Here is a 23,859-nt window from a genome sequence, read left to right on the forward strand (position 1 = left end):
GGGTTGGAGTGGCTGGGGTCGGGTGCTGCGGCGGCGCCGCCGGCCGGGGGAGGTGGTGCAGACCGGCCAGCGGTGGGGCTTGGGGCGGGTGGTGCTGGGGCTTGGCGTAGGCGGGGTGGCGCGATCTGGGGTTGGCTTGGGTCAGGTGGTGCGGGCGGATTCTGGGCGGCGGGCCGGGTTCGGGGCGGCGGGGAAGCGGGTTGGGGTGGGGCGGACCGCCGGGGTGGTGGGCCGGTCGGGCGCCGGGAGGTGGAGGATGCGTTTGATCTGGTTCATGTCGCCGCGGACGACCGTGTGGGCGACGCCGGCGGCCGCGGCGCCGGGCTCGTAGGCGACGCCGGTGCCGACGTTGGTGAGCAGCGGGACGTCGTTGGGGCCGTCGCCGACGCCGAGGCGGCGTTCGCGGGGGATGTTGAGTTCGGCGCCGAGCCGGTCGGTGAACTCGACCTTGCCGTCGGCATCGACCAGGTCGCGGACCTCGCCGGTCAGTACGCCGTCCTCGATCACGAGATGCCCGGCCGCGAACCGCTCGACGCCGAGCCGTTCGGCGAGCGGGCCGACGATCGCGTCGAAGCCGCCGCTGGCGATCGCGACCTCGTGGCCGGCCGCCTGCAGGTCCCGGATCAGCTCCTCGACGCCCTCGTTCAGCACGATCGTGTCCGCGACCTCCCGGACCAGCGCCGCGTCGACCCCGCGCAGCTGCGCGACCTTCGCGCGGATCGAGGTCTCGTAGTCGGGATGCTTGACCGCCTCGACCTCCGCCAGCCGGCCGGCCCGGTCCGCGAGCGTGTGCAGCGTGTCGTACTTGCTGATCGTCTGGTCCACGTCGAACACGATCAGGTGCTTCTGCATCGGCACCATCGGCCGCTGCGGGCGCTCCGCGAGTTCCGGCGTACGCACCGGCGCGAGCGCGTGGTCCATCGTCGATGCGACCTCGCTGCGGACGTTCTGCTGCCACTGCCCGCGGACCGGGTCCCACTTCCCGCTGGACGGATCCGCGGCGCCGTCCAGGAACGTACCGATGGTGCCGACCATCTCCTGGAACTCTGGGTACTCCCGCAACTGCGGAATCCGGTTTCGCAACTGCTGGAAACCGTGGTCCCACAGGATTTCGGTCTCGTGCGCGGGCGCCGGCTGCTGCCCGTAGAAGCGGTACGGCTGCGGCGGACCGCTGACACCGGCTTCCTTCCAGTGCCAGTTCTCCGCGAGCGCCTTGCGGAGCGTGTCGCCGTCCACCGGGCAGGTCCGGGCGATGTAGTACAGGTCCGCGATGTCCTTGGACCGCGGCGCGGCGATGCCGTCGCCGATCCCCGGCTGCAGCGCGAGCGCCGCCATCTTGTCCGCGGCCAGGTCCGCCACCGGCCGCATCAGCGGCGTGATCGGCCGCAGGCCGTCGAGCTGCGGGCCGACGATCGACCGCCGGGCACGTTCGGACTCGCCGGAGCGCTGGATCATCGTCGGCATCTTGACGTCGACCTCGATCGAGAACAGGTCCCCGTCCGCGCGCACGCCGAGCGGCCCGCGGCGGTCGTCGACCGGCTGTACGTCGATCGTGAAGACGGCATGCCCGTTCCCGGCGATCTCGATGCTCCGGGTCGTGTACCGGACCAGCCCGCCGAGCCCGGGCGCGCCGTCGACCGGATTCTGCCGTTGCGGGGCGGCCGCGAGGATGTCCGCGCGGATCCGGTCCAGGTACTGCTCGTCGGTCAGGTCGCCGAGCGCGCCGTTGTAGATGTCGAGGTCGTTGGCCGTTCGCGCCATCTCGTACACCGGGTCGAGGCCGGATCCCGTCGTACCGGACCAGGCCTCGGCGTACCCGGGGAGTGCGTCGGAGCCGGTCTTCTCGTACGCGTCGGCCCCCTGGTCGAGCTGGCTGAGGAAGTCGGCGCCGGCGAGCTGGCGCATCCCGCGGTCGGCGCTGAACCTCGGCGTACCGACCTCCCCGAGCCGCGCCATCAGGCGGGACCAGGTGGGGTACGAACCGCGGAACCGCTGCAGGTCGAGGTGCCCGGTGTACATGTCAGCCCCTCGCCGCCGCGGCGAGCGCGGACTCGAGCCAGGCCGGGCCGTCGTACGACGGATCGCGGTCGGCGAACTGTTCGGTCAGGTCCGCGCCGAGCTGGTCGGCCGTCGTCCAGCCCTGGCCGATGAACGACCGGGCCAGCCGTCCGAGGTCGGACAGGTCGAAACCCTGCCCGTCGGAGAGGTCCGCGAGGGTCCGGGCCGGGCCGGTGACCGGGAGGCCTTCGACGACGGTGCACTGCTCCTCCGGCACCGACCGCGGATGCACTTTCACGTTTTCCGAAAGCGTGTTCCTGGATTTTCCGGAGAACTCGATGAGGTCGCCGCTCGCGGTGCCGGCGCCGTACAGCCGGGCCGCCGTCTGGTGCGACACGACGAGCGTGGTCAGCGAACGCTCCCAGGCGGGCGCGGCCTCGGCGAGCAGCCAGGTCGCGTAGAGGGTCTGGTGCGGATGCGTCGCGCCGGCGCGGACCCGGAGTACGCCGTCGACGACGGGCTCCAGGATCTCGGCGTCCCGCAGCTGGGCGAGGACCTGGTCGGTCACCTCGCCGCGCAGCTGGGCGATCGCGAACAGACCGTGCTGGCCGTCGGCCAGGGCGCAGATCCGCGCGAACGCGTCCAGCAGGTTCGGGCGCGTGAAGCCCTTCATCGTCAACCCCACAGCCGGTCGTCGGTGGACAGTGCCAACATCATCCAGGGCCGGGGGTTCGCCAAGGTGAACAGCCGGTGACGGAAAGTTTCGGCAACCACTGGCCAACGGACGGAAACTCCCGGAATGCTGTGGCGGGACAGGTTCCCTTCACCGCCCCGGAGGTTGTTCCGATGTCCATCACCCGACCCTTGCCGCGACTGCTCGCGGTACTGCTGCTGTTCGCGGCGACGCTCACCACCTCACAGGTCGTGGCCACCACGGTCGCGCACGCCGACGGCTGCTACACGTGGGGCCGAACGCTCAGCCAGGGCGCATCCGGCGAAGACGTGCGGCAACTCCAGATCCGCGTCGCCGGCTGGCCCGGGTACGGCGCTCATCTCGCGATCGACGGCTCGTTCGGCCCGGCGACGAAGGCCGCGGTGCAGCGGTTCCAGTCGGCGTACGGGCTGACGTCGGACGGGATCGCCGGGCCGGCGACGTACGGCAAGATCTACGCGCTGCAGGACGACGACTGCACGCCGATCCACTTCACGTACGCCGAACTCGACGACGGGTGCGGCGGTTCCGGATTCGACGGTGGAACGCTGTCCGAGGCGGCGACGAAGGCGAACGCGCTGCGCACGATGTGGCAACTCGAGGCGCTGCGGCACGCGCTGGGGGACCAGCCGCTCAACATCTCCAGCGGCTTCCGCAGCATCCCCTGCAACCGCGCGGTCGGCGGCGCGAGCAACAGCGAACACCTGACCGGCCGCGCCGCGGACCTCACCGGAGTCCACTCCTTCTGCACCATGGCAAAGGAAGCCCGCAACCACGGCTTCGGCGGCATCTTCGGCCCGGGCTACCCCGACCACAACGACCACACACACGTAGACATCCGCACGACGAACACCTGGTCCGCGCCCAACTGCGGGATCTAGATCAGTTGGCTGATGGTGTAGATGACCAGGCCGACTAGAGCTCCTACGACGGTGCCGTTGATGCGGATGAACTGGAGGTCGCGGCCTACGTGGAGTTCGATGCGGGCGGCGGCTTCGCGGCCGTCCCAGCGTTCGATGGTGTCGGAGATGACTGAGACGATCTCGGTGCCGTAGGTACGGACGACGTACCCGACGGCCTCGGCGGCGCGGGTGTCGACCTTGGTACGGAGGAGTTCGTCGTTCTGGAGGCGGTCGCCGAGGTCGTGCAGGACCTTGATGCCGCGGATGCGGAGCGTGCTGTTCGGGTCGTTGATCGAGTCGATCAGCGCGGTCCGCATCGCGTCCCAGACAGCGGTCAGGCTGGTGCCCATGTCGGGGTGCGTGAGCATCCGCGCCTTCCACGCCTCGAAGCGTTCCATCGTCTCCGGGTCGTGCTGCAGGTCGTCGGCGAGCTGCCCGAGCAGCCGGTCGACGGCCCGCCGCGCGGGGTGCGTCTGGTTGTCGCGTACGTCGGCCAGCCACGCCAGCGCCTCGCGGTGGATCCGGTCGACCACCAACCGGTCCACCCACTGCGGCGACCAGCGCGGCGCCCGCGGCCCGACGACGTCCGCGAGCAGGTCGCGGTTGTCGGCCAGCCAGTCGTACGCCTCCACCATCAGCAGGTCGAACAGCGCGTGATGCGCCCCGTCCTCCACCACCGACTGCACGAAGTGCCCGGCGATCGGGCTCAACGGCTCCTTCACGAACCGCGGCAGCAACGACCCGCGGACGAACGCCGCCACGTCGTCGTCGCCGAGTTTCGGCAGCGCCGCGCCGACGGTCCGCGCGCCCTCGGCAACGATCCGCTCCGCATGGTTGCCGTCGGCAAGCCATTCGCCGACCCGGCGGCTGATGTCGGCCGACTGCATCTTCTCCGCGACGACCTCCTCGGACAGGAAGTTCTCGGTCACGAACTGCTCGAGGCTCTCCGCCAGGCTGTCCTTGCGGGTCGGCACGATCGCCGTGTGCGGGATCGGCAGCCCGAGCGGATGCCGGAACAGCGCGGTGACCGCGAACCAGTCCGCCAGCGCACCCACCATCGCCGCCTCGGACGCCGCGTTCAGGTACGCCCAGCCGCCGGTCCGGTGCAGTGTCGCCACGTAGATCGCCGCGGCCAGCACGAGCAGTGCCAGCGCCACCGAGCGCATCCGCCGCAGCCCACGCCGCCGGACCAGGTCGGCGGCGCCCAACGTCAAGGTCGCCATACCCCCGATCTAACCAAGTCCACGGTCAGGAAACCCTCAGGCAAGTACCTGATTCGCCCCTTGGCCCGCTGGCGGCAGCGGAATAGGGCCGAGATCCGCACCGGGAGCTTGTCGGTGGGGCTCTATACGGTCACCACTCGACATATGGAAGCCCTCGCGGCATCGCCGCGAGCATGAAAGAGGATTGACGATGACGATGACGACAACGACCAACGAGCCGCGCTCGTGGGCCAACCGATCCAACACGATCGGAGCTGTGCCAGGCCGCAAGGACGCTCGCCGGGAGACCTTGACCGGCATTCTCCGCCAGCTACCGGTGGCAGCGAACGAGATGCTCAAGTTCACCATGGCATCAGGACAGGTTGTGCAGAGACCGGCCGATGAGGTTCTCGGTCGACACTTCGCGGCATGCCGAATGACCGAGCGCGACGCAAAAGGCGGCTGGCGTGTCGCTCCCGTTGCGGCAGAATGGCTGCTTGAGCAGAACGACCAGAAGCTCGCGCAGCACCTTCACGGGAACGTGAAGTTCTTCGGTGACTTGCTGTCGCACCTAGATGGCGTGCACAGCACGAGCGAGTTGCTGGGATTGGCCGGGGCGTATGGTCTCCACTGGACGAGCACCGATCAGCTTTACCGTCGGCTCGGATGGTTCGAGGACCTGGGGCTTCTGGAGCGATGGGCCGGGAGCAAGTATGTGGTAACAGAAGCTGGCCGCGCGTTCCTGGCGACTGTGGCGCTGATCGAACCAGCAGAACTCCATGAACCGAGCGCTGACCAGAGGGACGTTGTACTTCCGCCGCCATCCGAAGCGCTCGCAGCAATTCTCGGCTCGTCGCCGCAGACCGAGCTGGGTGAGCGTAAATCACTGATCGGATACATCGCACGCGGCCGTAAGGCCCGCAGCAGTGAAGCGAGCGAAGAATCCCGCTCGATATTCTCCTCGCTTCGTGTGCTGGTGCAGCTCATCGGCGATGGGGTGACCATTGGTGAATTTCAGCTGCGTTGCGAGGAAAAGCTCGGGGTCAATCGCGCATCGGCCACGCAGACGCTGCATGCATTGCGGCATATGTGCGTGATTGACCTGATTGCGTTCAATAAGTATGGCATTGATCCGTCCGCTGCCGAATTGTTGATGCCAGGCAACGAACTCGACTTCGTCCGGTTCGCGCAGACACGGTATCGATTCCTAGGAGAAATCCTGCCGCTGATCGAGACGCCAACGCCCGTGTCTGATATTGCGAAGATGGTGCGTGAGAAATTTAGCCTGACGCAGCTGGATAACGGTGAGGTTCGCACGCGGCTGGATCTCATGCATGATGCTGGTTTGGTGGAGCGACTGGACTGGACTCGCTACCGCGCCACGACCCTCGGTCGACTCTTCGCGACGGTGACAGATCTGGAAGTCCCAGGTCAGAGTAGTGCTGATGCAGCGGAGGACAGCGCAGTCATCGAGGCCGTGGCTGATGACCGGCTCGGACGAATTGCCGCCGAGCTGCGGAGGTTCTCAACCTGCAGCGACGCGAGTGCGGAGTTCGAGATCGCGGTTGCAGGTGCTTTTCGTCTTCTTGGGTTCAGGACTGAACATCTGGGTGGTCGCGGAGCTACGGATGTCGTTGTCGAGGCGGAGCTTCCCGGCGATGACGGCTACCGATGCATTATCGATGCCAAGGCGTCCGCCAGCGGAATGATCACGGATAAAGCGATCAAGTTCGACGCGCTGAAGGAGCACCAGCGCAAACATCGAGCCGACTGTGGTGCCGTCGTCGGCCCTGATTTTTCGGATCGGGTTCGGGACTGGGCGCTGGGGAACGGATTCGCCCTGCTGACGGTCGAGGATCTGATCACGTTACTAAGGCGACAGGCGGCGCATCCGCTGACGCTGAGCGATCTACGCCTGATATTCGATCCATCGGACAACTCAGTCGAGCTTGAAGTCTGTCATGTAAACACTGAGCACAACGGACTGCTCTTGCGCCGGGTGGTCGAGCTCCTGCACGCCGAGGCGCTCGATGAGGATCCATTGATGGGCGGGTGTATCGATCAGGGGAACTTGACCTATGTCCTGCGTAAGGAGCTGACCCCACGGCCCTCGGCAGAGGCTGTTGCCGAGTGCTTGACATTTCTCTCTCATGACCTGGTCAGAGGCGTGGCGAAGGACGGCTCCAAATTCAAGCTCGCCGACTCGCCGGCCAACATTGCCCGTCGTCTCGGCGCTCTCTGTACAGACTTTCTGCCGGCCTAGCTGATTGCCTCGGGTGGCGTGATCGCCGTCGCGTCGCCCGCCCCTCGGCGTTCCATCAGGCCCGAGACGACGGCCAGGACGAGGCCGGCCGCGGCGAGGCCCGCGCCGAGGCGGCTGGGCCATTCGTACCCGTAGCCGGCGGCGAGTACGACGCCGCCGAGCCAGGCGCCGAGCGCGTTCGCGATGTTCAGCGTGGAGTGGTTCAGCGAGGCGGCCAGCGACTGTCCTTCGTGGGCGACGTCCATCAGGCGGGTCTGCAGCGCGGGCACCAGGATGCTCGCGGAGCAGCCCATCGCGAACACCGCGACCAGCGCGCCGGGCCGGGTCTGCGCGAGCCAGCCGAACGTCCCGAGCACGACGGCCACCGCGACCAGGCCGCCGTACACGCTGCCCATCAGCGAGCGGTCCGCCAGCCGGCCGCCGAGGACCGTGCCGACGGTCATGCCGACGCCGTACACGGCGAGCACGATCGTCACCGCCCGCTCGGAGAAACCGGCCAGTGATGTCATCGTCGGGGTGATGTAGGAGTACGTCGCGAACATCCCGCCGAAGCCGACCATCCCGACCAGCAGCGCCATCCACACCTGCGGCCGGGCCAGCGCACTGAGTTCGCTGCGGACGTTGACGTCGCTCCCGACCGGCTGCGGCGGGATCCAGAACCAGACCGCGACCAGTGTCAGCAGGCCGAGTACGCCGACCGCGAGGAACGGCACCTGCCACCCGTACCGCTGCCCGAGCAGCGTCGTCACCGGGACGCCGACGATGTTCGCGACCGGCAGCCCCACCATCGTCATCGACACCGCCCGCGCCCGCCGCTCGGGCGCCACCATCGACGAGCCGACCACCGCGCCGATCCCGAAGAACGCGCCGTGCGGCAGCCCGGACAGGAACCGCGCGGCCATCAGGAACTCGTAGCTCGAGGCAACGGCCGACAACACGTTGCCGACCACGAAAACCGCCATCAGCCCCAGTAGCAAGCGTTTTCTTCCGGTACGCGCGCCGAGTGCCGCGATCACCGGAGCGCCGACCACGACCCCGAGCGCGTACGCCGACACGACATGGCCGGCGGTCGGGATCGAGATCCGGACGCCGGCCGCGATCTGCGGGAGCAGCCCCATCGTGACGAACTCGGTGGTCCCGATCGCGAAACCACCGGTCGCCAGCGCGAACAACGCCAGGGTGACGTGCCGCGCAGTACGGCTGTCAGGAGCGTACGAACTTGTCACACCTGATTGTCGCAGAGATCAGCAGCACCACCGCGAGCAGGGCGAAGACCCCGTTGCCGATCAGGTCGACGGTCATCGAGGCCCCGAACACCGGCTTCTCCGGGAACGCGTGCCACGCGTACGTCAGCATCGCGCCACCGGCCGCGGCCAGTGTGTGCAACCGGGTCCAGCCCGACCGCCGCGACCAGGTGACGAACAACACGATCGCGAGGACGTCGACCGCGAGCGACACCGCCGCGCAGAGCCAGCCGTTCTTGATCTCGTCGTTCACGAGCATCCACCCACTGCTGATCACCAGCCCGGCGACGCCGACGATCCACGCCGACGGCACGGTGCCAGTGGTACGCCGGGGCGTACGGCGGCCGACCCACGCCGCGACGGCGATCAGTACGACGACTGCGACCGCGACGCCGACGTTCTGACCGGCGGACGCGCGGAACGAGTCCTTCGCGTAGCCGAACGCGGTGGTCGCGACGACGCCGACGACGAACAGGACGGCGTACACGCTGAAGCCGAGCTTGCCGAGCCACGGCTCGCGCGGGCGGCGGGACAGCGACTCCATCACGACGATCGGGACCGTGATGCTCCACAACGTGTGCAGGCCGAGCACCATCACCGTCCACGGGGCGCCCATGCCGAGGAACGAGATGTGCCCGGGGTCGAGCAGCCGGAGGCCGGCGTAGTCCGGGTTGAACAGCGACTGCGTGGTGATGCCCTCCTCGATCACGCCGTACGCGAGCGCGAGGATCAGGATGCTCGGGTACCCCCAGCCGCGCCGGCGGGCGATCTCGCGGATCAGGACCGCACCGCCGCCGTACAGCGGGGCCAGGGCGAACAGGGCGAACAGCCCGGTGATCGGGATGTTCCCGAGCAGGAACTCGGCGACCATCGGGGACAGGAAGAACAGGCCGAGAGCCGGCAGTCCGCGCTGCACGCCGCTACGTCGGGGAGCGGCCACCACCTTCGTGTTCGTCATGCTCATCACTGTCCCGGCGGGAGCGTGCCGGCGCGGATGCGATCCGTCCCGATCGGGGGCTGACGTCCGGTCGGGGCCGGTCCCTGACGGATGTCACGGTCTCAGGGTTCAGTCAGGGTCGAATTGCCTATACGGCGTATAGGGAATGCGTTCTAATTGTTTTCATGAGGACGAAGGAAGGGATCACCGCGGCGGCGACGTACCTGCTGACCGAGCATGGCGCGGCCGGGGTGACGATGCGGAAGGTGGCGGCCGCGGTCGGGATCACGCCGATGGCGATCTACCAGTACTTCCCGGACCGGGAGACGTTGCTGAACGCGGTCGCGGACGCGGCGTTCGCGGAGCTGGTCCGGCGCTGGGAGGCGGCGGACCGGCCGGAGGCGGCGGACGAGCGGCTGCGGGAGATGCTGATCGACCACGTCGACTTCGCGCTCGAGCAGCCGCGGCTGTACGACTACATGTTCACCGAACGGCGCGACCAGGCGCGGCAGTTTCCGGAGGATTTCCGGGCGCGGCGGTCGCCGACGTTCAACCTGGTCGCGGATGCGGTCGAGGCCGGGGTCGAGCAGCGCTTGTTCCGCGAGCAGGACGTCTGGGAGACGAGCCTGATGTTCGCCGCGCTGCTGCACGGCCTGATCCAGCTCCATCACGGTGACCGCGTCGGCATGCCCGACGACGCTTTCCGCGCGCTCTGCCTGCGCCTGGGCGAAAGGATGATCGATGAACTTCGCAACTGAAGCTCGGCGGCCGTTGACGGGTTGGCGGGTATGGGGTGCCGGGGGAGCGGCTGCGGTCGCCACCGGGGTGATGTTGTTCCTGGGGTCGGGGCTGCATGTGGTGCCGGCACTTGTCTGGTGGGCAGCGGTGCCGGTGTTCTTCGTGGCGCCGATGCTTCGGGCGTGGGTCGCCGGGGTGGTTGCCTTCGGCGGGTGGTTGCTCGGGCTCAGCAACCTGGTCGGGTACCTGCTGCACGACCTCGAGCTGCCGCCGGTGGCGTTGGGGTTCTTGGTCGGGCTGGCGTTGGTGTTCGCGGGGACTGTCTTGTTCTTCAGGGCGTTGGTGGTGCGCGGGCATCCGATCGTGGCCGCGGTCGCGGCGCCGGCGTTGTGGGCCGCGCTCGACTGGGCGATCACGTCGATCTCGCCGCACGGGGCGTTCACGAGTCTGGCGTACACGCAGGTGGAAATTGCCCCCGTCAACCAGATCGTTTCGCTGACCGGCCCGTGGGGCCTGAGTTTCCTGCTCGTCCTCCCGGCCGCGGTGTTCGCCGCCAGGCGGTGGATCCTCCTCGGACTCCTGGTCGTCGTTGCCGCGGGCACCTGCCTGTACGGCGTCGTACGGCTCGACCACACCGCGGCGACGCCGGTGAAGATCGCCGTACTGTCCGCCGAAGGCGCCGACGACGCGCGCTGGCCGGAGGCCGGTGGTCCGGCGATCCTCGACCGGTACCGTCCGCTGATCGTCAACGCGGCAAGGGCCGGCGCGAAGATCGTGCTGCTCCCGGAGAAGATCGTCGACGTCCAGGCCGGCGACGTCCCGCCCGTCTTCCAAGAGCTTGCCACCGGCAACAACATCGAGCTGGTCGTCGGGCTCACCGACGGCGACCACAACCGCGCGCTGCTCTTCCACCCGGACGGCAGTACGCCGACGTCGTACGACAAGCACCACCTGATCCCCGGGCTCGAGCCGTACACGCCGGGCGACCACCTCGCGACGTACGACGGCTGGGGGCTGATGATCTGCAAGGACATGGACTTCCCGGCGCTCGCCCGCCAGTACGGCAAGCTCGGCACCGGCCTGCTGCTCGTCCCCGCGCTCGACTTCGTCGACGACGGATGGCTGCACAGCCGGATGGCGATCCTGCGCGGGATCGAGAACGGCGTCCCGATCGCCCGCGCCGGCAGCCAAGGGCGTCTCACCCTCACCGACGCGAACGGCCGCATCGTCGCCGAGACGACCGCCCCGGCGGACGCCCCCGCGACGCTGATCGGCGAGCTCCGGCCGGGCATCGACCGGACCCTCTACACCGCGTGGGGCGACTGGTTCGCGTGGCTGTGTGGGCTGGTCGCGCTGGCCGGAGTGGTGCTGTTGTTCCGGCGTGGTGGGCGTGGGAGCATCCGGCATGGCCAACTTCGGGGACTACCAGTTGCAGATCTACCTGCAGGGGATGTTGCAGGGGACGACGCCGGAGATCACCACGGATCTGGCCCGGCTGGAGTCGCAGGCGGCCGGGAAATTGCCGGTCGAGGCGATGGGGTACATCGTGCCGAGCGCGGGCAGCGGCGCGACCGCCCGCGCGAACCAGGCCGCGTTCGACCGCTGGCGGCTCGCGCCCCGGATGCTCCGCGGCAGCACGGACCGTGACCTGTCCTGCACGATCCTCGGTACGCCGATGCCCGCGCCGGTGCTGGTTGCGCCGATCGGCGTCCAGACCCTCGCGCACCCGGACGGCGAGCTCGCGACCGCCCGGGCCGCGGACACGCTCGGCCTGACGTACACGCACTCGACCCAGGCCAGCCACGCGATCGAGCAGATCGAGGCCGCGAACAAGTGGTTCCAGCTGTACTACCCGACCGACCGCGACGTCTGCCTGAGCTTCCTGCGGCGCGCGAAGGCGGCCGGGTACGGCGTACTCGTGGTCACGCTCGACACCGGGACGATCGGCTGGCGGCCGGCCGACCTGGACCGCGGGTTCCTGCCGTTCCTGAAGGGGGAGGGGCTGGCGAACTACTTCAGCGACCCTGCGTTCCAGGCGAAGCTGGCCAAGCCGATCGCCGAGGACGCGGGCGCGGCCGTGATGCTCTGGGCGCAGCTGTTCCCGAACGTCGGGCTGGCGTGGGACGACCTGTCGTTCCTGCGCGACAACTGGGACGGGCCGATCGTCCTGAAGGGCATCACACACGTCGAGGACGCGAAGCTCGCGGCCGAACACGGCGTCGACGGCATCGTGGTCTCGAACCACGGCGGCCGCCAGGTCGACGGCGCCGTCGCTGCCCTGGACGCACTGCCCGCGATCGCGGACGCGGTCGGCGAACAGCTCACGATCCTGTTCGACTCCGGCGTCCGCACCGGCGCCGACGCCGCCAAGGCCCTGGCCCTGGGCGCCAAGGCCGTCCTCCTCGGCCGCCCCCTCCTCTACGGCCTCGCCCTCGCGGGCCAGGCAGGCGTCGAGCACGTCCTCCGCTGCTTCCTCGCCGAACTCGACCTGACCCTCGCCCTCTCCGGCTACGCCAACCACCGCGAACTCAACCGCGACTCGGTAGTACGCGTCAGCATGTAGCACAGGTGCTACCCTAGTAGGCATGGACGCGCTGGGACTGCGAGAGTTGCGGCAGCATGCAAGTGAACTGGTGCGCCGAGCCGAATCCGGTGAACACCTGCTGATCACCGTTTCGGGTCGCGCGGCCGCCGTGCTCGGGCCGCCGGAGCGCGACCACTGGCGCCGGTACGACGAAGTCGCCGACGTCCTCCGGCGCCGCACCGACGACGACTGGGTGGCCGATCGCGAACTGGTGGACCAGAACCTGATCGACCCCTGGGAGCGGAGAGGATGAGGGCGCTGCTCGATACCAGCGTCCTCATCGAGGGGCTGGACGAGCCGATCGATGGCGAGCTGGCGATCAGTGCCATCAGCCTGGCGGAGCTGCATTTCGGCGTGCTCGTCGCCAAGTCGGCCGAGGTCCGCGCATCGCGGCTGCGCCGCCTTGCCGGCATCGAGCGGGCCTTCGAGGCGCTGCCGGTGACCGATGCGGTCGCTCGTACTTACGGGTCCTTCGCGGCGACGGTTGCGGCGATCGGACGGCAACCGAGAGCGCGGGCGGTCGACCTCGTCATCGCGGCCACCGCAGCCACCCACGATGCGGTCGTCTACACCCGCAACCCGAAGGACTTTCTGGACCTCGACGACCTCGTCGGGGTCGTCGGCTTGTGAAGGCCGTCGTTTTCGATCTGGACAATACGTTGTTCGATCACAGTGGGTCGGCTGAGCGCGCGCTTCGGGCGTGGGTTGCGGGCTTGGGGATCGCGCCGAAGGACGAGATCGTCGCGGAGTGGTTCGCGATCGAGGACCGGTTGTACGACGCTTACCTGCGGCAGGAGCTCACGCATCAGGGGCAGCGGCGGGGGCGGTTGCGGGAGTTCCTGCCGGTGCTCGGGCGCGCGGTTCCGGAGACGGACGCTGAGCTGGACGAGGTGTTCGAGGGGTATCTGCGCGAGTACCGCGGGAACTGGATCGCGTTCCCGGACGCGCGACCCGCGTTGGAGGTTGCCCGGGGCAACGGATGGCGGGTTGGCGTGCTGACCAACGGGAACACCGCACAACAGAACGCGAAGCTGGCCACGATCGGGCTCGCCGAGTACGTCGACGTGGTGTGCGCATCCGAATCACTCGGGGTCAGCAAACCCGATCCGCTGGCCTACCAACGTGTTTGTGAAGAGCTCGGGGTGGATCCGGGCGAGACACTGATGGTGGGCGACAACCTGGAGCTCGACGTACTCGCCGCACGCCGAGCAGGGTTGGCGGCGCGCCACCTGGACCGCCCGGCAGGCGGAACTCTCACTCAGTTGGTCGTCCGCTCGCAGCAGGGGCAGTAGTCCCCGGGGAGATCAGTACGGAAACAGCGAGGTCATGGATTTCCCGGGAGGCCTCAGACAACTCGCGATATGCCTCAGCCGCATTGTCGAAAGCCTTCAAGGTCTTGACGATTCTGTCCTGCAGACGCGGAGACGGCAGCCATACTGGCAGTCCTCCGAGTGTCTTCGTGTTGACATGCCGAATTACCGAGCCGCTTGTTTGGTCCATCAACCACCGTTGAGCGGCGGGACTGCTCAGGTAGTAGGTCAGGTATTCGGAGCTTGATCGCGTCATTGGCCTGAGCATCACGCAGCCAGGACCGAGTAGCCATCCGGTCTGATCCTCGTGCACGAGTCCGAATCGTCCGAGCGTGCCGGCGCGAGCGCTGACGATGTCTCCGGCGCGCAATCGATACCGCGCCAGCCGCGCGGCCATTTGCGGAGGCACTGAGTCGACATCCTCTGACCCGATGGCACCACGTCGGATATTCCGCGGGAGCACGAGAGGCGTCCACGACGGCTGCGGATCGCTTCGTGCGATCGAGCCCGGACCGGATACAATGTCGCAGATGGTACCGAGCCGAACGATTTCGCCCTCGTGCCCGGAATGATGGTCGGCAACGAGTTTCGACAATTCTGTATCGCTCGCGGTTTCGAGACGACTCGCGACCGTACGCAGCGCCGGGAGCTTGGACCGCAATGCGACCAGTTGTGCCGAGACCCGATCTTCATCTAATGTCCCGTCCGCTGGTGTCAGGTAGCGACTGGGGGCGAGGACGAAGTCGTTTGCCTCGATCTCCCGGTAGCTCACCGAGCGGGAGAAGCCTGCAGTACTCTTGAAGTCCTCACTATTTGCAGCGATTTTCCAGCGCTGGTACTCGGAGACAATCCGCTCAGTATCGTCGGCGGTGAGATGGCGCCGGCTCCGGTCGACCGGTTCGCCCAGTTGACGCGCGTCCACGAACAGGATGTCCTGGCGGACCGCAGAATGTTCGATTCCGCGCAGAACCCAGACCATCGTCGGGATCCCGGTGAATTTGAAGAGCCTGGCGGGTAGCGCGATGACACACTCCACGACACCTGCACTGACCATCGCGGCTCGGATATGTCCCTCATTGTGCGACAGCGTCGATGCCGCGCTGCCTGGCATGACGACTGCTCCGTGGCCGTCCGGAGTCAATTTGGAGATGACGTGCTGAAGCCATGCGAAGTTGGCGTTGTGGGCTGGAGGTTGCCCGAACCGCCAGCGGCCGCTGGCCGGTACGTCGTTGCGCATGTTGAACGGCGGGTTTGCGAGAACCTTACTGAATTGCAGGGCCGGAAAGCGGTCGATCTCGAGCGCGTTGCCCTTCCGCAGATCCGCATCGATGCCGTGCAGGGCAAGATTCATCGCGCTGGTTCGCAGGGACCAGTCGTGGGACGCTTGACCACAGACGTCCAAGTCCTCGACCGGGTGCCGGTGTGCGTCAAGATAGGCCACGGCCGCGGACAAGAGCTCGCCGGAACCGCAGAACGGGTCGTAGATCCGATCCTCAGGAGTGAGGTCAAGCAGCGCGACCAGAGACCGGGCAACGTCCGGCGGTGTGAACTGCGCACTTCCGCGGCCCATACCGCGCTCGAGATCAGCGAGGATCGCGTCCGCAACTCGAGCGCCGGTGGATACTGTGCCGCTGCTGTCGTCGAAGTCGACCGCGTCGATGAGGCGGATCGTCTCAAACGCGGACGGATCTGGGTCGGCGGGGAGATCTCGAAATACCCTCACCTCGCCCGTGACCGTCCGAAGAGGCAATGGCTCCTGGGGCAACGTACGCCAGGCTTCGCGCCATCGGTCAGGATCGGTCAGGTCCTGCCACAGTTCGGTCCGCTGTGTCTTCACATATGCGAGGCCTAGCAGAACTTCGAGCGCAGCGGCTCGGTTGAATTCGCCGCGCAAGCCGTCAAATGCTCGCCACAGCTGCGTGCTCCAGCTCTGTTCGACAGGCTGTGCGTCACCGCCTGAATCCACAGTCTCACGCATGCCGGCGTCATCGATGTTTCGCAAGAACCGATCACTGTAGGTCGTTCCAGGGGTCTCACTGGCTTCGAGCCGGTTCTGGGGGATACGTCGTGTCCGTAGCCACTGAGCTACCTGCGGTGCCGCGAACATCTCCTGGCCAGAAACGATGGAAGACGCCGGGAAGTCACCATGCCGCTTGCGCCAGTTGCTGACAGCGCTCACCCGCACCCCGGTGTGACGCGCTATGTCTGTCAGTGACAGCCAGCTGGTGACCTCGTTCATGGGTCACCTCCGAATGATGCCGGGCGTCGCAGGATCCGGCCTGCCGCCCAGGATCGCCTCGACCTGGTCGTGCGGCTTCAATTGCTGAACCATGGTCGGCGAAATGGAGCCCAGCAGTCGGAGGATGGTCTGATGGTCGGCTTCCAGGTGGCGATGATGGATCGGTTCGTGGTGCATGATGCGGTTGCGGAACAGGAGCGTTGTCCGGACCTGGCGATGCAAGTCGCGCCGAGTTCCGCGATAAGCGGGAAATGCCTTGTACAGGCAGGGAACCCACAGGGGTCGGTCGTACTCGTTGCTGATGAGCGAAGCCCAGAACCCAAACGTCAGTTCGGTAACCACGTCGTCGGCGGTGCAAGCGACCGCACGTCTGGCCAATTTGCGGTTGGCGTCGTTGATCAGCCGAACACCGTTACCGTTCAGAGGCGCGACATGCCACCAGTCCGGGCGCCCGAAAGCTGTGGTCAACTGGTGATGCATGGCGTTGCGGAGCGCCATTTCGAGGCAGTGCAGCGGCGTGTAGAAAGCCGCCGAGGCTTGGACGTTCCACCAGTACAGGTTGATCGCAGCGGTCAGGTCGCCACTGGTCTTGATCAGGTAGGGATCGAATCTGGCGGAGGACAGCACCTCGCGGATCCAGTCAGGTTCAGCAGACATCAGTGTGCCTCCATCCAAGTCATGGCAGCACTGTGTGCTACTGTGTACGAGTAAGCCCCGGGTTCGCCTCTGCTTCGGCATGCCGCCCGGGGCATTGCTTTTGCGTTCGTGGGAGATCGTCTGGGATGCAGGGTCCCACGGTGCCGCGCTGATAGAAGCCTATCGGCTCGCCGCGGTGTTCGCAAGTACTTCGAGTACACACATTTTTGTGAAGTCATCCGTGTCAGCTTGATACATATGTAACCGGGTAGTGCGCGGCACTCGTGCACTACCCGGTTACCAGTTAGCCTGCGCTGACGGCTGCTAGTTGATCGTCCAGGTGTCGGCGCCGGTGACCAGGGACTGGAGGTCGCCGGGGCCCTGGGACTCCTGGGCGGTGACGATCTGCTGGCGGACGAGGTCGTCGTACGCCGGGCGTTCGACCGAACGGAAGACGCCGACCGGGGCGCGGTGCAGGACGCCGCCGTCGGTGAGGCGGGACAGCGCGAAGGCGTACGCCGGGTCGTCGACGTGGGCGTCGTGGACGACCAGGTCGGCCTCGCCGTTCGGGAGCGAGGCGATCTCGCGGACGGCGAGGGAGGCGAAGCCGTCGCGGACGACGCCGAGGCGGCCGTCGGTGCCGAAGCGGATCGGTTCGCCGTGCACAAGCGGGATGATCGCGTCGTCCCGGGTCTCCGGGTCCTTGAACGCCTCGAACGCGTTGTCGTTGAAGATCGGGCAGTTCTGGTAGATCTCCACGAACGCCGTACCGCGGTGCTCGGCCGCGGCGCGCAGTACCGAGGTGAGGTGCTTGCGGTCGGAGTCGACGGTCCGTGCGACGAAGGTGGCCTCCGCGCCGAGCGCCAGCGAGACCGGGTTGAACGGGTTGTCCACCGACCCCATCGGCGTCGACTTCGTCACCTTTCCGGGCTCCGAGGTCGGCGAGTACTGGCCCTTGGTCAGCCCGTAGATCCGGTTGTTGAACAGCAGGATCTTCAGGTTCACGTTCCGCCGGAGCGTGTGGATCAGGTGGTTGCCGCCGATCGACAACGCGTCGCCGTCACCGGTGATCACCCACACGCTCAGGTCCGGACGGGCGGTCGCCAGCCCGGTCGCGATCGCCGGCGCGCGGCCGTGGATCGAGTGCATGCCGTACGTCGACAGGTAGTACGGGAACCGCGACGAGCAGCCGATACCGGAGACGATCGCGACGTTCTCGCGCTTGATCCCGAGGTCGGGCAGGAACCCCTGGAAGGCCGCGAGGACGGCGTAGTCACCGCAGCCGGGGCACCACCGGACCTCCTGGTCCGACACGTACTCCTTGCGGTTCTGCGGTTCGGTCGCGGGCGGGACGTTCCGCAGGCCGTCGGGCAGGCCCGGCATGCCGAGCTCTACGGCGCTCATCGTGCACCCTCCTTGAGATGACCGTTCTGGTCGGCCAGTGCTTCTCCGTGTTTCAGGGCGGCCGCCGCGGTCCCGAGACCGCGCGCGTCGTCGTCGATCCCGGCGGTCTCCTCGACCAGGTTGCCGATCACCTCGGCCAGTTCCGCGGCGCCCAGCGGCATGCCGCGGACCTGCGCGTACGACACCACGTCGACCAGGTACTTCGACCGCAGCAGCATCGCCAGCTGGCCCAGGTTCATCTCCGGGACCAGGACCTTGTCGTACGACTCCAGCACCTCGCCGAGGTTCGGCGGGAACGGGTTCAGGTGCCGCAGGTGCGCCTGCGCGACCTTGCCGCCGACCTTCCGGACCCGGCGGACACCGGCGCCGATCGGGCCGTACGTCGAACCCCACCCGAGCACCAGGACCTTCGCCGTACCGTCCGGGTCGTCGACCTCGACCGGCGGGATCGTCCGCGCGACCGCGTCGACCTTGGCCTGCCGGGTCCGGATCATCAGGTCGTGGTTGGCCGGGTCGTACGAGATGTTCCCGGTCTTGTCCTCCTTCTCCAGACCACCGATCCGGTGGTCCAGGCCCGCGGTGCCCGGGATCGCCCAGGCGCGGGCCAGGGTCTCCGGGTCGCGCAGGTACGGGAGGTACTTGCCGTCGGGGGTGTTCGGCGCGGTGGTGAAGTTCGGGTCGATCGTCGGCAGGTCCTCGATCACCGGGATCTGCCACGGCTCGGACCCGTTCGCCAGGTAGCCGTCGGACAGCACGATCACCGGCGTCCGGTAGGTGATCGCGATCCGGGCCGCCTCGATCGCGATCGCGAAGCAGTCCGCGGGGGACTGCGCCGCGAGCACCGGCAGCGGCGCCTCGCCGTTGCGGCCGAACATCACCTGCAGCAGGTCGGCCTGCTCGGTCTTGGTCGGCATCCCGGTGGACGGACCGGCGCGCTGGATGTCGCAGACCACCAGCGGCAGCTCGAGCATCACGCCGAGCCCGATCGTCTCGGACTTCAGGCTGATCCCCGGCCCGGACGACGTGGTCACGCCGAGCGCCCCGCCGAACGACGCACCGAGCGCCGCGCCGACACCGGCGATCTCGTCCTCGGCCTGGATCGTGGTGACGTTGAACCGCTTGAGCTTGGACAGCTCGTGCAGTACGTCGGACGCCGGGGTGATCGGGTACGCCCCGAGCACCAGCGGCAGACCGGCGCGCTGCGCGCCCGCCACCAGGCCGTACGCGAGCGCCAGGTTGCCGGAGATGTTCCGGTACGTCCCGGTCGCCATCTGGGCCGGCTTCACCTCGTACCGGACCGCGAACTCCTCGGCGGTCTCCCCGAAGTTGTAGCCCGCGCGGAAGGCGGCGATGTTCGCGTCCCGGATGTCCGGTTTGCCCGCGAACTTCGTCTGCAGGAACGTGATCGTCGACTCGACCGGCCGCTGGAACAGCCAGGACACCAGGCCGAGCGCGTACATGTTCTTCGCCCGGGACGCGTCCTTGCGGGTCAGACCGAACTCCTTGACCGACTCCACCGTCATGCCGGTCAGGTTCAGCGGTACGACGTGGTACCCGTCGAGCTCACCGGTCTCCAGCGGGTTCTCGTCGTACCCGATCCGCTTCAGGTTCCGCGCGGTGAAGTCGGCGGTGTCGACGATCAGCGTCGCGCCCCGCGGCACGTCCTTCAGGTTCGCCTTCAGGGCGGCCGGGTTCATCGCGATCAGGACGTCGGGCGCGTCGCCCGGCGTCAGGATGTCGTGATCGGCGAAATGCAACTGGAAGGAGCTGACCCCGGGCAGGGTTCCGGCTGGTGCGCGGATCTCCGCCGGGAAGTTGGGCAACGTCGACAGGTCATTGCCGAACGACGCCGTTTCCGCTGTGAACCGGTCCCCCGTGAGCTGCATCCCGTCACCGGAGTCGCCGGCGAACCGGATCACCACGCGGTCGAGCTGCTTGACCTCGATGGTCACTGTTCTGTTCATCTCCAAGTCGAAGCTTGGGTCGGCTTGACGCCTCGTGGGCGGCACGTCGATCCCCCCGTCAGGGCGATAACCCCAATATTAGTTCGCCCTTAGAACGGAACCATGCGGAAGCCCCGGTGGTCCACAGCCTGGGACGGGGTGTTAGAAGCCGTCCGGATCCGGTAAGGGAGCTCTCACGCTGCGCGAACGCCCGGTTGCGATCCGGAGTGAGAACCGGCAGGGTGGCGTCAACTGACTGCGACTTCAGGGAGTTTGTGCGATGCGGCGACTGCTGGCCGGACTGCTGATGGTGCTCTTGCTCGGCAGCGTGGTCCCGATCGCGTCGGCGGTCCCGTCGCCGGTGCGGACCGCGACCATCTCCAGCATCCGGACGACGGACGCGACCAAGGGCGTGATCACGGTCGTCGGCACGCTGACCCCGGCGCCCGCGAACGGGACGCGGATCCCGCTGCACCAGTGGATCCCGTCGCAGAAGCGCTGGCAGGAGATCGCGCACGGCTACTCGACCGGCAGCAGCGTGACGATCACCACGGTGCAGCCCGGGTCGATCCGGACCTACCGGATCGCGATCGGGGCGCAGGCGCCGTACGCCGCGGCGCTGTCGCCGATGATCTCGTTCAAGCACTTCGTGTGGCGCGGGCTGTTCAAGAAGGGCGTGGCCGCGGTCGGCGGGGCCGGGCAGCCGCAGTTCAACGTCGTACCGCCGAAGGAAGGGCCGCGACGGTCCGAGGCCGACCTGCTCGCCGACCAGGGCGGGTACGTCTGGGGCGAGGTCGACTCCACCGGCTGCCGGTACTCGCGCACCTGGCTCGGCAACCTGACCGACGGGCTCGTCCGGGTCTCGCTGCACAACGGGACGACGGCGGTCACCTCGATCCGGATGCAGCAGGAGACCGAGACCTGGCTCAACTACGACATCTCCGGCATCACCCGTCTCCGCCTCCAGGTCTCGGACATCCGCTCCGGCTACGGTCCGTACGTCTCCATCGACTCCTCGCTGCTCTGCACGAACTAGACTCCTCCTCGTGTCGGACAGCTATGGCGTCGTCGCCGCGGTGGTCGCGCTCGGCCTGGTGGGGCTGATCGGCGCGTTCGCGCTGAACAAGGCGCTGACCGTCACGTATCCGACCGAGGGCAAGCTCAAGACGTACGAGTCCGGCGTCGACCCGGTCGGCGAGGGGTGGGCGCAGGTCCACATCCGGTACTACCTGTTCGCCTACCTGTACGTGATCTTCGCGGTCGACGCGATCTACCTCTTCCCGTGGGCCACCATCTTCAGCACCCTCGGGTTCGCCACGCTGATCGAGATGTTCGTCTTCCTGGCCTTCGTCGCGGTCGGCCTGCTGTACGCCTACCGCAAGGGCGTGCTGCGCTGGACCTGAGCCAGCGCGGCGGCGATCGCCCAGTCCTGGCAGCCGACCCCGACTGACTTGAACACCGTACGACCGGTCCTCGTCGGCGGGGTCGCGAGCGCCGGGCCGAGCTCGACGAGGTCGTCCGCGGCCAGTACGCCGGAGTCGACGGCGTCGATCACCTCTCCGGACTCATCGAGGGCTGCCTCGCGCTGGTCGACGACGACCGTACTGCCGGTGAAGAGGTCGCGGGGGAGCTCGCGCATGGTCGGGCGGAACGCGCCGATCGCGTTCACGTGGACGTTCGCCGGGAGAGCGTCGGCGGTGAAGAGCGGCGTACTCGAGGAGGTCGCGCAGCAGATCACGTGCGGCTCGGCGATCGCGGCGTCGACGTCCGCCGTCGCGGTGAACCGAACCGCGGGGAACTCCCGCGCGAGGTCCTGAGCCAGTACGGCGGCGCGCTCCGCGGAGCGGCCGGCGATCGTGACGTCCGCGATCGGGCGGACCACGAGCACGGCGCGGACCTGGTCCGGGGCCTGCGCGCCGGTACCGATCACCGTCAGCCGGGTCGCGTCCGCCGGCGCGAGCAGATCGGTGGCGACGCCGACCACCGCACCGGTCCGCAGCGTCGTGATCGAGCTGCCCTCGGCGACCAGCTGTTCACCGTCGCCGGTCCAGATCACGGTCGCCCGGATCGCCGGCACCTGGTCCAGCGCGATCCCGATCTTCTTCACCACCGCGGTCCCGGTCGGCGAGTGGTACGCCGACATCACCAGCACCGCGCCGTCCCCGAAGACCTGCCGCGGCGGCAGCACGAAGTTCCCGGCCGCCAACTCCCGGAACCCGTCCCGCACCGCGGCGACGGCCGCACCCATCGGCACGGCCCGGCGGACATCCTCAGCAGAGAGCACAATCACCCACCCGAGCATATTCTGAGGCTCCGCCCAATCCTGAGGAGCAGACGACGTGCAGAGCTGGCTGGACGAGAATCTCGCCGCGTTGATCACCAAACACGGCGTGCCGGCGGCGTCGGTCGCGGTGCTGGCCGGGGGCGAGGTGAGTACGGCGGCCGCCGGGATCCTGAACCTGAACACCGGTGTCGAGGCGACGACCGACTCGGTGTTCCAGGTCGGGTCGATCACCAAGCTCTGGACGACCACGCTGATCATGCAGCTGGTCGCCGACGGGAAGCTGGACCTGGACCAGCCGGTCCGCGAGTACCTGCCCGACTTCCTGCTCGCCGACGACACCGCCTCCGCGACCGTGACGGCGCGGCATCTCCTCACGCACTCGAGCGGCTTCTCCGGTGACGCGTTCACGCCGACGTCCCGCGGCGACGACGCGGTCGAGCTGTTCGTCCACGACGTACTGCCCGAGCTGCCGCAGGAGGTCCCGATCGGCGCCGGGTTCTCGTACAACAACTCCGGCTTCGTCGTGCTCGGCCGGATCGCCGAGGTCCTGCGCGACAAGCCGTACCACCAGCTGATCCGCGAGTACGTCGCCGGACCGCTCGAGCTCGGGCACGTCGCGACGATCCCGGACGAGGCGCTGCTGTACCGCGCCGCGCTCGGGCACATCGCGCCGAAACCGGGGGACCCGCTGCAGGCGGCGCCGGTGTGGAGCCTGGTGCACGGGATGGCGCCGGCCGGGTCGCTGCTGGCGATGAGCGCGGGCGACCTGCTGGCGTTCGGGCGGGCGTACCTGGACGCGACGTTGCTCGACCGGGCCGCGATCGACCGGCTGTGGGAGCCGCAGATCGACGTACCGGCGATCGGCGGGTTCCCGCAGCAGTGGGGTCTCGGCTGGATGATCTTCGACGGCGGCCTGCTGTACGGGCACGACGGCGGCACGATCGGCCAGTCGGCGTTCCTGCGGCTCGCACCGGAGCACGGGGTCGGCGTCGTACTGCTCACGAACGGCGGCGACACGGGCGCGCTGTACGACGAACTCGTCGGGCACATCCTCCGCGAGACCGCGGGCATCGAGGTGGCGGCGCGGCCGGTGCCGCCCGAGGAGCCCGTGGAGATCCCGGCGGCGCTGGTCACCGGCCGGTACACCGGCGTACTCACGCAGTCGACGGTCAGCGTCGAGGACGGGGAGTTCTGGGTGCTCGACGAGCCGGTCAGCGACGAGGCGCGGGCGCTGATGCCTGAGTCGCGGCGAACCCGGCTGGTGGCGCTCGACGACACCCGGCTGATCGCGGCCGAGCCGGAGCGCGGAGTCCACGAGGTGCTGGCGTTCCGGAGCCCGGTGGACGGTCGCGCCGGGTATCTGTTCCGCGGCGGACGGTTGACTCCGCGCAGTAACTGAGAGTTGTTGCAGTTTCTGTTGCCTGCTCACCGTTTGTGCTTGCGCTGGGCAACAAGCGTGAGTT

The 23,859-nt window shown here is 68.0% G+C and carries 21 protein-coding genes; 11 read left to right on the top strand and 10 right to left on the bottom strand.

Features of this window, described 5'->3' with window-relative positions:
* Window positions 1-141: 141 nt before the first annotated feature.
* Both ACXJJ3_RS27060 and ACXJJ3_RS27065 read right to left on the bottom strand, forming a co-directional pair.
* Window positions 142-2,019 carry an HAD family hydrolase gene (locus ACXJJ3_RS27060; RefSeq protein WP_458164657.1) on the bottom strand — a complete coding sequence of 626 codons (1,878 nt, stop codon included), beginning with the start codon at window positions 2,017-2,019 and terminating at the stop codon, window positions 142-144.
* Between the two features lies 1 nt (window position 2,020).
* The gene (locus ACXJJ3_RS27065; RefSeq protein WP_458164658.1) at window positions 2,021-2,671 is read right to left on the bottom strand and encodes a hypothetical protein; all 651 of its coding nucleotides are present in this window, start codon (window positions 2,669-2,671) and stop codon (window positions 2,021-2,023) included.
* A gap of 173 nt (window positions 2,672-2,844) precedes the next feature.
* Between ACXJJ3_RS27065 and ACXJJ3_RS27070 the strand changes: the two genes are divergently transcribed.
* Window positions 2,845-3,591 carry a D-Ala-D-Ala carboxypeptidase family metallohydrolase gene (locus ACXJJ3_RS27070; protein ID WP_458164659.1) on the top strand — a complete coding sequence of 249 codons (747 nt, stop codon included), beginning with the start codon at window positions 2,845-2,847 and terminating at the stop codon, window positions 3,589-3,591.
* Here ACXJJ3_RS27070 and ACXJJ3_RS27075 read toward each other — a convergent pair.
* The gene (locus ACXJJ3_RS27075) at window positions 3,588-4,835 is read right to left on the bottom strand and encodes a DUF445 domain-containing protein (protein ID WP_458164660.1); all 1,248 of its coding nucleotides are present in this window, start codon (window positions 4,833-4,835) and stop codon (window positions 3,588-3,590) included. The two genes, ACXJJ3_RS27070 and ACXJJ3_RS27075, sit on opposite strands and share 4 nt — an antisense overlap.
* Before the next feature lie 190 nt (window positions 4,836-5,025).
* On the opposite strand from ACXJJ3_RS27075, the gene ACXJJ3_RS27080 reads away from it, so the two are divergent.
* Complete coding sequence (locus tag ACXJJ3_RS27080; protein WP_458164661.1) at window positions 5,026-7,077, top strand: hypothetical protein; 2,052 nt, start codon at window positions 5,026-5,028, stop codon at window positions 7,075-7,077.
* On the opposite strand, the gene ACXJJ3_RS27085 is transcribed toward ACXJJ3_RS27080, so the two are convergent.
* Entirely contained in the window at window positions 7,074-8,303 is a 1,230-nt protein-coding gene (locus ACXJJ3_RS27085; protein ID WP_458164662.1) for an MFS transporter, read from the bottom strand. The two genes, ACXJJ3_RS27080 and ACXJJ3_RS27085, sit on opposite strands and share 4 nt — an antisense overlap.
* Window positions 8,281-9,279: a hypothetical protein gene (locus ACXJJ3_RS27090; protein WP_458164663.1), complete on the bottom strand. Its 999-nt coding sequence runs from the start codon at window positions 9,277-9,279 to the stop codon at window positions 8,281-8,283. Before ACXJJ3_RS27090 ends, ACXJJ3_RS27085 begins: the two co-directional genes overlap by 23 nt.
* Before the next feature lie 164 nt (window positions 9,280-9,443).
* Here ACXJJ3_RS27090 and ACXJJ3_RS27095 point away from each other — a divergent pair, with 164 nt between their 5' ends.
* Genes ACXJJ3_RS27095 through ACXJJ3_RS27120 form a run of 6 tightly spaced genes read left to right on the top strand, consistent with a single transcriptional unit; the run spans window position 9,444 to window position 13,872 of the window.
* Window positions 9,444-10,016 (top strand): TetR/AcrR family transcriptional regulator, encoded by a 573-nt coding sequence (locus tag ACXJJ3_RS27095; RefSeq protein ID WP_458164664.1) that lies wholly within the window; start codon window positions 9,444-9,446, stop codon window positions 10,014-10,016.
* A complete protein-coding gene (locus tag ACXJJ3_RS27100; protein WP_458164665.1) occupies window positions 10,000-11,643 on the top strand; it encodes a nitrilase-related carbon-nitrogen hydrolase in 1,644 nt (547 codons plus the stop codon). Before ACXJJ3_RS27095 ends, ACXJJ3_RS27100 begins: the two co-directional genes overlap by 17 nt.
* Complete coding sequence (locus ACXJJ3_RS27105; protein WP_458164666.1) at window positions 11,531-12,559, top strand: alpha-hydroxy-acid oxidizing protein; 1,029 nt, start codon at window positions 11,531-11,533, stop codon at window positions 12,557-12,559. The genes ACXJJ3_RS27100 and ACXJJ3_RS27105 overlap by 113 nt, the downstream gene beginning before the upstream one ends.
* A gap of 22 nt (window positions 12,560-12,581) precedes the next feature.
* Entirely contained in the window at window positions 12,582-12,833 is a 252-nt protein-coding gene (locus tag ACXJJ3_RS27110; RefSeq protein WP_458164667.1) for a type II toxin-antitoxin system Phd/YefM family antitoxin, read from the top strand.
* Entirely contained in the window at window positions 12,830-13,210 is a 381-nt protein-coding gene (locus ACXJJ3_RS27115; RefSeq protein ID WP_458164668.1) for a PIN domain-containing protein, read from the top strand. Before ACXJJ3_RS27110 ends, ACXJJ3_RS27115 begins: the two co-directional genes overlap by 4 nt.
* On the top strand, window positions 13,207-13,872 hold the full coding sequence (locus ACXJJ3_RS27120; protein ID WP_458164669.1) for an HAD family hydrolase: 666 nt from the start codon (window positions 13,207-13,209) through the stop codon (window positions 13,870-13,872). Before ACXJJ3_RS27115 ends, ACXJJ3_RS27120 begins: the two co-directional genes overlap by 4 nt.
* Here the strand turns inward: ACXJJ3_RS27120 and ACXJJ3_RS27125 are convergent.
* The 4 genes from ACXJJ3_RS27125 to ACXJJ3_RS27140 form a co-directional block, all read right to left on the bottom strand.
* The gene (locus tag ACXJJ3_RS27125; RefSeq protein ID WP_458164670.1) at window positions 13,835-16,129 is read right to left on the bottom strand and encodes an N-6 DNA methylase; all 2,295 of its coding nucleotides are present in this window, start codon (window positions 16,127-16,129) and stop codon (window positions 13,835-13,837) included. The two genes, ACXJJ3_RS27120 and ACXJJ3_RS27125, sit on opposite strands and share 38 nt — an antisense overlap.
* A gap of 3 nt (window positions 16,130-16,132) precedes the next feature.
* A complete protein-coding gene (locus tag ACXJJ3_RS27130) occupies window positions 16,133-16,786 on the bottom strand; it encodes a hypothetical protein (protein ID WP_458164671.1) in 654 nt (217 codons plus the stop codon).
* 303 nt (window positions 16,787-17,089) lie between these two features.
* Window positions 17,090-18,169, bottom strand: a complete 1,080-nt coding sequence (locus tag ACXJJ3_RS27135; protein ID WP_458164672.1) for a 2-oxoacid:ferredoxin oxidoreductase subunit beta — start codon at window positions 18,167-18,169, stop codon at window positions 17,090-17,092.
* A complete protein-coding gene (locus ACXJJ3_RS27140; protein WP_458164673.1) occupies window positions 18,166-20,133 on the bottom strand; it encodes a 2-oxoacid:acceptor oxidoreductase subunit alpha in 1,968 nt (655 codons plus the stop codon). Before ACXJJ3_RS27140 ends, ACXJJ3_RS27135 begins: the two co-directional genes overlap by 4 nt.
* A gap of 259 nt (window positions 20,134-20,392) precedes the next feature.
* On the opposite strand from ACXJJ3_RS27140, the gene ACXJJ3_RS27145 reads away from it, so the two are divergent.
* Together ACXJJ3_RS27145 and ACXJJ3_RS27150 are read left to right on the top strand one after the other, a co-directional pair.
* The gene (locus tag ACXJJ3_RS27145) at window positions 20,393-21,148 is read left to right on the top strand and encodes a hypothetical protein (protein WP_458164674.1); all 756 of its coding nucleotides are present in this window, start codon (window positions 20,393-20,395) and stop codon (window positions 21,146-21,148) included.
* Window positions 21,149-21,158: 10 nt separating this feature from the next.
* Window positions 21,159-21,515, top strand: coding sequence for an NADH-quinone oxidoreductase subunit A (locus tag ACXJJ3_RS27150; protein ID WP_458164675.1), 357 nt, complete (start codon window positions 21,159-21,161; stop codon window positions 21,513-21,515).
* Here the strand turns inward: ACXJJ3_RS27150 and ACXJJ3_RS27155 are convergent.
* On the bottom strand, window positions 21,485-22,402 hold the full coding sequence (locus tag ACXJJ3_RS27155; RefSeq protein WP_458164676.1) for an ornithine cyclodeaminase family protein: 918 nt from the start codon (window positions 22,400-22,402) through the stop codon (window positions 21,485-21,487). The two genes, ACXJJ3_RS27150 and ACXJJ3_RS27155, sit on opposite strands and share 31 nt — an antisense overlap.
* Window positions 22,403-22,451: 49 nt before the next feature.
* On the opposite strand from ACXJJ3_RS27155, the gene ACXJJ3_RS27160 reads away from it, so the two are divergent.
* Entirely contained in the window at window positions 22,452-23,795 is a 1,344-nt protein-coding gene (locus ACXJJ3_RS27160) for a serine hydrolase domain-containing protein (protein ID WP_458164677.1), read from the top strand.
* Window positions 23,796-23,859 lie beyond the last annotated feature (64 nt).

It is taken from the genome of Kribbella sp. WER1 (assembly GCF_054189145.1).